The sequence below is a fragment of the Blautia sp. DFI.6.71 genome, from assembly GCF_020593585.1.
GTDB lineage: Bacteria > Bacillota > Clostridia > Lachnospirales > Lachnospiraceae > Blautia_A > Blautia_A wexlerae.
Genome location: NZ_JAJDMJ010000013.1, coordinates 76,999 through 84,100, shown reverse-complemented (window position 1 = coordinate 84,100; position 7,102 = coordinate 76,999). Strand labels below are relative to the sequence as shown.

The window sequence follows — 7,102 nt, the reverse complement described above, 5'->3', positions numbered from 1 at the left end:
TCTGTTTCTGATAGTTACGGCTGCCCTTTTCACATCTGGAAAGCTTTCTCTGTTCCCGGGCAAGTTTTTTCTCCGCATTCCGGTAAAACATGGGATATCCGGCCCTTTCACCGGTGGAAAATACACACATCCCATGCATGGCATAATCGATCCCCAGAAATTTTTCCGCCTGTCTTTTCTCCGCTGTTTGGTTTTCACAATCGAACAGCAGGCTGGCAAAATATTTCCCGGACGGTTCCCTGCTCACAGTCACTGATTTCAGCTTCCATCCCTCCGGGATCATACGGTGGAGTTTTATTTTTACCGGCTGCATCTTTGGCAGCTTCAGGAACCTGTCCTGCAGACAGATATTCCCATTTACCATATTCGTTGTATAGGATTTCCGCGAATGTTTTTTTGATTTATAATGCGGAAATCCCACTCCCGGTTCCCGGAAAAATTTCCGGAAAGCCCCTTCCAGATTTAACTGTACATTCGCCAGCGCAAGAGAATCCACTTCTTTCAGCCATGGATATTCTTTTTTATATCCGGCCGGCGTATTTTTCAGCATCTTTTTTTCTTCCTGATAATAACGGATCTTATCCGCAAGCATCCGGTTATAGAGAAAGCGGCTACAGCCGATTGTTTTCTCTATCTGGGTTATCTGTTCTTTATTTGGATAGATCCTTATTTTTACTGCCCGATTTATCTTTCTCACCCTGACTCTCTATATACTGATGGATTGTTTCAACAGGTACTATATTTCAAGATTTCTTTTGCTCTCTCTGACATCTTATCGTCTAGCATCTTTCTGCTATATTTCATAACCATGATCAGCCAAAAACACTGAATGAAAATTAAAGAGCATATTGTTCTTCTTTTCTATTATAATATATTTATTGTATCAGAACAAGTGTTTTTGTGATTTTTTATGAATTTGAGCAGACATGCTCGAATGTGCAATTCATCCCCTCACCTATAGGACGCCACTGAAAAAGTCTTTATTTTGCATAAAGCAGTACAATATAAAGTGTTTTTATTTGTTTTAATCTACTATATAATGTGTATAAAAATAGTTTTTCAGTGGCGTCCCTATAGAGGTGAGGGAATTCTTGCTACGGTTGTTAAAGATATAATCCCGCATTTTTTCTATTTTCTCTGCGCCAAAATATTTAGCTACAGGAACACCAAACCCTGTACAGCTTCCCATGCAGAATCCCAGTACCAGAAACTGAATACTGCTGCTGGCTCCTACACTTGCCAGCGCTTTTGCGCCAAAGATCTGTCCTACGATCGCAACGTCAATAAATATTATAGGTCTGTTGCAGCAAATTTCCTAATAATAAAGGAAGCGCAAACTGCAGCATCAGTTTCAGCGGATTCCCTTTTATCATAGATGTGGTCATTTCTCTTTACTCCCATTCTCTATATTTCTATAACAATTCCAGCTGATAAAATTATCTGCTTTGCTATTGATTTGATTGAATCTCCATTGAAATACAAATATCAATTTCAACAGAATTCCTTCATTATCATAACATTCCTATTTTTAGTTTCAATAAGAAATTTTGACATATTTTATCTTAAAGCCAAGTGTTTTCATACGTCAGGCGAATATTCGCAATTACATCAGGAGACTACTTGATTCTCCGCCTGCGACGGGTCGCTTCAGCGACATAATTCTTCTAACATAAAAAAGCCCTACAAAACGCCATCCAGGCGCATTGTAGGGCTTTATATATTGACTTAGCCTTTAATACCGGAAGATGCAATACCTTCTACATAATATTTCTGCATGAAGATGAACATGATGATCATCGGGATTGCAGAGATTACCAGTGCTGCCATGATTGCACTATAATGTACAGGCTGTGTTCCGAAGAAGGACTGAACTGCGAGCTGGATCGTACGCTTGTCTTCACCGGTCATAACCAGGAATGGCCACATAAAGTCATTCCAGTGAGCGACGAAATCAAGGATAAATACAGTTGCATATACAGTCTTGGAAATCGGCATAACAATCTTGAAGAAAGTTCCTGCCGGACGACATCCGTCAATTGCAGCCGCCTCGATCAGATCATCCGGAATATCACAGAAAAACTGACGGAACATATAGATGGAGAAACATTTTGCCACAAAAGGAATTACCAGTGCTACAAGTGTATTTACCCAGCCAAGCTGTGACATTTCAATATATAACGGAAGCATGATTGCTTCCATCGGAAGTACCATCAGAGCTACTACCAGGTTCATGATTGCGCCCTTTCCTTTGAACTCAAATTTCGCAAGCGCATAACCACACATGGAGTTTACAAGCAGATCAAGAACCAGGATGAGTGCAATGTAAAGCAAGGTGTTCTTAAATACCTGAGGAAGATTCATTCTGGCAAATACTTCTACATAGTTATTAAAAGAAGCCGATACCGGAAAGAATGTTTTCAGTGAGTTCATATTTGCAAAAATCTGAGATTCCGGTTTCAGAGACGCGGAAATCATCCAGATCAGAGGAGAAACAAAGATAATACCTATGACAATATTTCCAAAATAAAACATAAATTTGGAAAAAGCCGCAGAAAATTTCATTGATGATTTTTTCATTTTCCTGTCCTCCTTAATCAGTTGCAGTAGTTACTTTCTTCATTAACAGTGACATTGCCACAACAATAACGAAGAATACAGTTGCGATTGAGCAGGCATAACCAAAGTTACCTTTCTGGAAGCCCTGTGTATAAATGTAATATACCAGAGTTTTGGTGGAGTTCTTTGGTCCGCCCTGTGTCATGATATATGGCTGTGTGAACAGCTTCATTGCCTGGATCATAGTGATCATAATAACATATTTTATAGTTCCTTTCAGTCCCGGAAGTGTGATAAACAGGAACTGATTCCATTTGTTTGCACCATCTACAGATGCTGCCTCATACTGATCTTTCGGAATTCCCTGAAGACCTGCCAGGAAAATCATCATCTGATAACCTGCGCCCTGCCATGCAGACATGAAGATAATGGAGTTCATGGCTGTATGCTCATTGCTCAGGAAATTAATAGGATCCATTCCCAGTGATACCAGCAGAGAATTAATAAGACCAGTGTTTGGATTTGCATTGTAAAGTACTGACCACAGAACAGAGATAACAACCATGGAGGTTAACTGTGGACTAAAATACATTGTTCTGAATATTGCGACTCCGCGGAATTTCTTTGAAACCAGAAGCGCCAGTCCAAGTGCCAGTATACACTGTACAGGTACAACAACTACTGTGAAATATACAGTATTTTTCAGAGCCATCCAGAAGTTTTTATCCTGGAACAGTTTCTGATAGTTTTCAATACCAATCATCTTTATGGCATCCGGTCTCATAATCTGATATTTAAATCCGGAATAGTAAACGGTATAGATCATCGGTACAACCAGAAATGCGATCAGAAGGATAACTGCCGGAGCAGTAAATGCATATGCAGTGATTCTCTCGTCACGTTTTCTGCCTGTCAGCTTCGTCTTAGCCATAATCCTTTCCCCCTTTTAACAAACTTAAAACGGCCGCACCGCACCGCAGAAGCGATGCGGCCAGGTTTCTATCCTGATTATTCAGCGTAGTATGTTTCGTAATCTTCTGTGAATGTTTCTGCTACTGTATCAAGTTCAGACTGGATATAATCATCATCAACTTCTCCGTTTGTAGCTGCATCAGAGAGGATATTTGTCATTGCTTCAGCATATGCAGAAGAGAATGTTGCATAGGAAGGTGTTCTTGGACGCGGAACTGCTGTGTTGTTCAGCTGTTCAACCATAAGTGCACGTGCTCCTTCTTTGTAATCAGCCATTGCTTCTTCATCATAAGCAGAGTTACGTGTTGCAGGTTTTGCGATTGCATCTGCATAAGTTGCTACATTTTCGCTGTTCATCAGCCACTGAAGGAATTCTCCTGCTGCATCCGGATTCTCACAGTCCTTGCTTACTGCTGCTGCCCAGTCACCACAAGGAGAAACTGCTGTACCTGTTTCAGATACCGGATAGTATGTTACACCCCAGTCAAAATCTGCATTTGCTTCCAGAGTTGCAACTTCCCATGAACCACCAAGCATTGTTGCACATGCACCGTTTAAGAACTCATCTGTGATCGGCTCAATGTTTGCATATCCTTTTGCAATAAGATCTGCAAGGTAAGAAGTTGTTTTTACTGCTTCTTCGCTGTTTACATATCCGTCAGCTTCCTTACCATCCTCGCTGATGTAGTCTTTTCCTTCAGAGATATACATTGGCTCTAATGCATATGGAAGACCTTCACCATGATCCATGATAATGTGTGTTCCCACATAATTATCTGTTGTACACTTTTCAGCGATCTCTGCCATCTCATCCCATGTGATCGGGTTGTCTAATGTACGGGAATCAAGGTCATCTGTATCAACACCGCACTCTTTGAGGTAATCTTTATTGTAATAGAATGCTACGGAAGATTCTGTTGCTCCGATTGCATATAACTGTCCGTCATAGGTATTCTGGGCAATGGATGAAGGAACGAAATCAGAAAGATCATCCTCTGTAAAATAATCATTCAGCGGAATGCTGATTCCGTTTGCTGCATAGTAGGAAACCTGCGGTCCGTCTACATAGAAGATATCCGGAAGGTCATTGGATGTTACTGCTGTAGCAATCTTGTTGTCATATGCGTAGGAATCGGAACGGTCGATTGCTTCACGTGAAACCTGGATATTCGGGTTTGCTTCATTCCACTCTGCAATCTTCTCAGTCCACCATGCCTCTACCTGTTCTCTGTCTGTCGGGCTCCAGATTGTAATGTTTACTACATCACCATCTTTTGCCATTGCCGGTACTGCACTGAACATTGTAGTTGCCGCCATTGTGAGTGCCAGAATTACGCTCATTCTTTTTTTCATGTTTCTTTCCTCCTGATAAAATGTATTGGTTGTTGATGTTACATCTCCTTAATCTCGTTCGGGAAATGTTATTTTTATGAAACCCGTTCCATGTATTTCCTTTTTTAACCACAGCTATTTTGCTGTGGTTAAAAGCTTTATTAGTCCTTTTGTGGAACCCGTTTCATATGATGGTTTTATCATAATCTCTCTTGCCTTATTTGTCAATATATTTTAACTTAAAAATCCTGTTTTTGCATCAATTCGTATATTTTCACAATATAAGTTATCTGTTTTTATATATTTTTCACAATCATATCTGGGTTTTTTCTTTGCTATATTTATATTAAATTTCCTATATTCCGTTATTTTTTATATGTTTCCAAAAAAGAGAGAGGGAAAATAGAATTCTCAATTTTCCCCCTCTTCTTTCTATTTATTTTTTCATTTTTATGGAACCGTTACCATTTTTTTACTGCCGGCAGATATATGGCACATTGCTTTAAGCAAATATCGTTACTGTTCACTCCGTTCTCAGTAACTTAGCCAAATATCTGTATTCTGCGGATTTATTTCCAGATGGATTTCATTTCACAGATTTTAACCTGCGCTTCTTTATCACTGTTCAGACAGAAGATTCCCTGGCTGCTGCTATTGTAAAACAGTCTGGTTCCTGCATCTTCTCCATCATTTAAATATACCTCAATTGTTCTTCCGTCTACAAAAATTTCTGCATTTCTGCATTTCTCCACAGAAGAAACAAACTGTACCTTATCGCTCTTCACACCTGTCATTTTGAAGAATACTTTTCCCCCTTCTGCAGTCAGACCGATGGATTTATCCCCATCCTGACCAAGAAGAATGTTGAAATCTCCTGTTTCTTCAAATGATACAGATGCATAATATCTGTTATCTGAAATGGAGCCGACTTTAATCTCACTGCCTGTGCCTTCATATACTGTATCACCCAGAAGAGTATAAACTTCCTCTACAGGTTTTGTATATACATGTTCATTCTTCACATGGAGCTCTCTTGGCAGAGTCATGCTTCCATAAGCTCCCGGCTCTGTAGCAATATGCTCTCCATAGAAATCACTGATCCAACCAATCAGGATCCTACGGTCTTCATGCTGAAAGCTCTGCGCTGCATAGCAGTTGCTTCCAAAATCCACCCACTGCTGTGTATGGACATCCATTGCATCACCGTTCCAGTCTCCCACATAATATCTGCACTGCTGGAATCTTCCGTATTCATCATAATGGCTCATCCATGCGCCCATAGCTACATATTTATCATCCAATGGGAAAAAGTCCGGACACTCAATGGTTCTGATCTTTGTTTCCTCTGTAATCAGAGGACATCTGTATTTCCAGTTCTCTGCATCTTCAGATTCGTACAGAAGAAATGTTCCTTTTCCATCTACGCATGCACCTAATACAATATAATACTTCTCACCGATCTTAATTGCTTTCGGATCGCGGAAATCATAGTTAGTACCTTCCGGTTTCTCCCTGATAATCTCTTTTTCCGGCTCAAAATGGATCATATCACTACTCTTTGTCATTGTCTGATACTGAACAGTGTCCCATCCGTCATCCTGAGGTCCGATATGTCTTGTGAGATAGAAGTATACCTCGTCTCCCATCGGAAGTGCGCTTCCGGAGAAAGCACCACCTTTGATTGCAAGATTATCCAGGATTTCTTCCTGAGGCTCTAACGCAACCGGAAGATGTGTCCAGTGCATCAGATCCTTGCTTGCTGCATGTCCCCAGTACATATTATTCCACTCCTGTCCAAAAGGATTCAGCTGATAGAAAAGGTGATAATAACCCTTAAACCAACAAAGTCCGTTCGGATCATTATTCCAGTTCACAACCGGTGAAAAATGATACTGTTCTCTGTATGGAGTATCTATAAAACGAAGGAACTCTTCTTTATTCATCTCTTTATAATTATCTGTAGTATCCAGCACACAGATTCCATTTTCCATAATGTTTTCACATTCACTTAAATAAGCAAATGTTATTGTGCAGTCCTGTGTTGAGATTTCATATTCTGTATTTCTGCTTACCGGAAATTTGATCCAATTTCCATAGATATGTTTCAGTTCTTTTGTCTCTGTTGTGCTTTCTTTTACGTTTTTCAGGAGCACACTGCCTTTTTTGCCTTCATCCGATTTTACAAATAATTCCAGACATTCATAATTCCCTGTGTACATACGTAAATCCCCTTTCTGATATT

At 40.0% G+C, this 7,102-nt stretch carries 6 protein-coding genes; all 6 read right to left on the bottom strand.

Annotated features, from left to right (window positions below):
- Positions 1-697, bottom strand: a 697-nt coding sequence (locus LJE12_RS08040) for a transposase (RefSeq protein ID WP_227292143.1), incomplete at its 3' end; no start/stop codon positions are given.
- A 327-nt stretch (positions 698-1,024) separates the two neighbouring features.
- On the bottom strand, positions 1,025-1,243 hold the full coding sequence (locus LJE12_RS20585) for a hypothetical protein (RefSeq protein WP_255610793.1): 219 nt from the start codon (positions 1,241-1,243) through the stop codon (positions 1,025-1,027).
- 482 nt (positions 1,244-1,725) lie between these two features.
- Positions 1,726-2,577 (bottom strand): carbohydrate ABC transporter permease, encoded by an 852-nt coding sequence (locus tag LJE12_RS08030; RefSeq protein ID WP_227226545.1) that lies wholly within the window; start codon positions 2,575-2,577, stop codon positions 1,726-1,728.
- Between the two features lie 13 nt (positions 2,578-2,590).
- The gene (locus tag LJE12_RS08025; RefSeq protein WP_055154193.1) at positions 2,591-3,487 is read right to left on the bottom strand and encodes a carbohydrate ABC transporter permease; all 897 of its coding nucleotides are present in this window, start codon (positions 3,485-3,487) and stop codon (positions 2,591-2,593) included.
- Between the two features lie 77 nt (positions 3,488-3,564).
- Entirely contained in the window at positions 3,565-4,881 is a 1,317-nt protein-coding gene (locus tag LJE12_RS08020; protein WP_227226546.1) for an ABC transporter substrate-binding protein, read from the bottom strand.
- 548 nt (positions 4,882-5,429) lie between these two features.
- Positions 5,430-7,079 (bottom strand): glycoside hydrolase family 32 protein, encoded by a 1,650-nt coding sequence (locus LJE12_RS08015; protein ID WP_227226547.1) that lies wholly within the window; start codon positions 7,077-7,079, stop codon positions 5,430-5,432.
- Positions 7,080-7,102 lie beyond the last annotated feature (23 nt).